The organism is Streptomyces sp. WM4235 (assembly GCF_001279725.1).
Lineage (GTDB): Bacteria > Actinomycetota > Actinomycetes > Streptomycetales > Streptomycetaceae > Streptomyces.
The window spans coordinates 1-3,169 of the sequence record NZ_LGDE01000124.1 but is presented as its reverse complement, the minus strand read 5'-3'; the positions used below and the strand labels follow the sequence as shown (position 1 = coordinate 3,169).

2 protein-coding genes and 1 pseudogene are annotated in these 3,169 nt (G+C 69.2%); 2 read left to right on the top strand and 1 reads right to left on the bottom strand.

Going from position 1 to position 3,169, the window contains the following annotated elements; translation table 11 throughout:
• Positions 1–467 precede the first annotated feature (467 nt).
• Both ADK55_RS12295 and ADK55_RS12290 read left to right on the top strand, forming a co-directional pair.
• A complete protein-coding gene (locus tag ADK55_RS12295) occupies positions 468–884 on the top strand; it encodes a CBS domain-containing protein (RefSeq protein ID WP_053677980.1) in 417 nt (138 codons plus the stop codon).
• Positions 885–1,139: 255 nt separating this feature from the next.
• Positions 1,140–1,493 carry a PRC-barrel domain-containing protein gene (locus tag ADK55_RS12290; RefSeq protein WP_053677978.1) on the top strand — a complete coding sequence of 118 codons (354 nt, stop codon included), beginning with the start codon at positions 1,140–1,142 and terminating at the stop codon, positions 1,491–1,493.
• Between the two features lie 208 nt (positions 1,494–1,701).
• Here ADK55_RS12290 and ADK55_RS39725 read toward each other — a convergent pair.
• A pseudogene (locus tag ADK55_RS39725) lies at positions 1,702–1,809 on the bottom strand (CsbD family protein); the annotation flags it as partial.
• Positions 1,810–3,169: the final 1,360 nt, after the last annotated feature.

Below are 3,169 nucleotides of genomic sequence, written 5' to 3'. Positions count from 1 at the left end.
TCCAGCGGGTACTTCCTCGGGGCAGACATCGTCTGGGTTCCTCTCATACGACCCATCTGACAGCCTGTCACCACTTCCCGCATCTCGGGGGAACCTCACTGGTGACGTCACCGGTCACCGACCTCCAGTCACCGCCCGATTGAGGCGCTATCAGGAACGCTCCTTGACCACGTCCGGCGTTGCTGCCCGGGGGTGACCCGCATCCGGTGGTGTGTCCGGTCGTTGTAGGGGGCGGGATGCACGCCGCCCCGGGGGCTTCCGTAGGTTCCCCCCGGTGACTCTCGGGGCGGTCCTGGGTCCTGACATCGGCCGCGTTTCCCCGTCCTGTCCTGGCACGGGGCTGTTCACCCATGCGTGGCGGTGTCAGGACCAACTCCGCCCCAGGCCCTCCCGTCCCTCCAACCCCCGCGGGTCCCGCGCGAGGAGGCCGGTGCGCATCCCGGCGAACGAGGACGAAGGGGTACGGCATGACGAAGGCACGCGACATCGTGACGGCGGACGCGACGTGTATCGGCGCTGAGGAGACGGTGCTGGAGGCGGCGAAGAAGATGGCCGAGCTGAAGGTCGGCTCGCTGCCGATCTGCGGAACCGATGACAGGCTCAAGGGCATGCTCACCGACCGCGACATCGTCGTGAACGTCCTCGCCGCGGGCAAGGATCCCGCCACGGTCAAAGCGGGCGACCTCGCGCAAGGAGAAGCCGTCACCATCGGCGCCGACGACGACGCGGCCGAGATCCTGCGCACCATGGGCCTGCACCAGATCCGCCGTCTCCCGGTCATCGACGGCCACACCCTGATCGGCATCGTCGCCCTGGCCGATGTCGCCCGCGCCCTTCCCGACATGAACGTCGGCGACCTGCTGGAGACGATCTCGCTGAACTGACCGGCCCGCGCCGACGTGCTCCGCGGGGCGTGCCCCGCACGACCGCGATGCCCCGAAGGGCCGGGACTCCCCTCCGGTCGTTCGCCACTCGGCGCCGAACGACGTGGGCGTGCGGATTCGATCGTCCGGGTGGCTGCTGTGGCGATCGGCGTACCCGCACGCTCCGGCCCGGTGGCAGCGGGAAGGGATGGGCCTGATCCCCGGCCCCGAATGCAGGGGCGGGGCGACCACACCCTGTCCAGAAGGAGAAGTGCCATGACTGAGCGCATGTGGAGCTACAACCCGGAGTCGCACCACAACCCCGGTACGAACCTGGTTGGTTTCAAGGTTCAGGCGAGTGACGGGCACATCGGGAAGGTCGACGAGGCGACCGAGGAGGTCGGTTCCTCCTACGTGGTCGTCGACACCGGCCCGTGGATCTTCGGCAAGGAAGTCCTCCTGCCCGCCGGCACCGTCGTACGCGTCGACAGGAAGGAGGAGGAGATCCACGTCAACCTGACCAAGGACCAGATCAAGAACTCTCCCGAGTACGACAAGGACAAGCACCGCGGCGATGCCGCCTACCGCGACCAGGTCGGCCAGTACTACGGCCGGGACATCGGCATCTGATCCTGCGCCCCGGCGGCTGCGGCTCCCGCATGGGAGTCGCAGCGCCACGCGGAAGTCCGATCGAGCCCGCGGAGCGGACGGGCGACGAAGCTCCGCCGGGTCCGGCGGTGGACGCATGTGTCCTGGTCGACGGTGAACGTGTCTGGGCCCCGACCTGGGGGAGCGGGTCGGCGCCCAGGGGGGTGTGACGGCCGGGGCCGTGCGCGGGTCAGTGGCGGAAGGTGTTCTTGACGTCTTCCTTGGCGTGGCGGGCGTTGCCCTTGGCCTGGTCGCCATGGCCTTGGGCGGTCATGCGCTCGTTGCCGACGGCGCGGCCGACACCGAGTCGATCGATGCCGGCCTGCGGGTTGCGATCAATGCGACCAGCGCCGCCCACCCTGGGCGAGAGAAGCGCGCCGACGGCTGGCTGGGCCATCTCGGCCGCGGCTAGGGTTTTGATCAGTCCGCGCCGACATGGGTGCGCGGATCAGGACCGGTGCCCAGCGCGCTCTGGGGCAGTACGACCGGCCCGAACCTCGGCCCCGACACACCATCCGGTGTGTCGGGGCCGCGTCGTGAGTGGCCGGGCGGGCGCCTGCCGAACAGACTCCCGCCCGAGGGTGTGCGATCCCAACCACGGCGCCCGGGGGATGGACCACCCCTTCGGGCTCCGCTTTCCACGTTACGCCCACCGCGGCGGGGCCGCGCCCTTGCCCGGCTCCGATGGTCAGAGGCGCAGTGACGGCGCACCGTCATGACGGCACGGCGGTATGACGGCGCCGGTGGATTGCCCGGCATGACGACCACGACCGGCGTACTCGGACCGGCGTCGCGGCCGTGCGGGCGACGGCGTGACCGCGCGTGCTCCGGTGCAACCCCGGTTGCCTGGGCGCGCAAGTGACCCTGCGGGACGTCTTTCCGCTGGTCAGGCCTGGTAACAGGCGTGGAGGTAACAGGCTCGGTAACTGGCCGGGTAACAGGGGTCACCGGCCCAGTCACCGGCCCGGTGCGGTGAACTCACCGGCTCAGTCACCGGTTGCTGAACTCACCGGTGAACTCACCAGTGACTCACCGGCCGGTTTGTGGGCCGGGCGGCGGCTCGGGGTACTCGCCGGTTGGGTCGCTCGCGGCTCGGTTCGGTCCAGGACCGGCGACGTCGCCGGTCCTGTTGGACGTCGGCGACGGGGACCAGGCGGTGGTGCAGCTGCGGGGCCGGCGGACGGGGTTTCAGCCCAGCGGGCGAAGCTCGTTCATCTGGCCAGTCTCCAAGACCCGTTCCGGCCGGTGGCGGGCCCCTGGCGGCGGTACACATGGGGGGAAACAAGGGGGGAGACATGGGGGGAAGCGGGTACGGGGCCTCCTCGATGTCGTCCCTGGTCAGGCCCGGTATCGCGACCGGTGACTAGCCAGACTTTCTTGTGTGGGTGTGGGTGTGGGTGTGGGTGTGGGTGTGGGTGGGTCTGGGTTTGTGTGGGGGTTGGTTGTTTGGTTCTTCGGTCGGTGGGCCTGGGTGGTTGGCCGTTGACGGGCGGTGTGGTCGCGGGTCCTGGGTGTGGCTGCTTGATGGTCGGGGGCGTTGGTACATCGTCGGGCGGGAACCCAATGCCGTTGTTTGACTCACTGAACTATCGAAGGTTGCAGCGTGATCACCTTGGTAGGAACCCGTCGAGTCGGCTGCCGGTCCTTGGCACTCATGC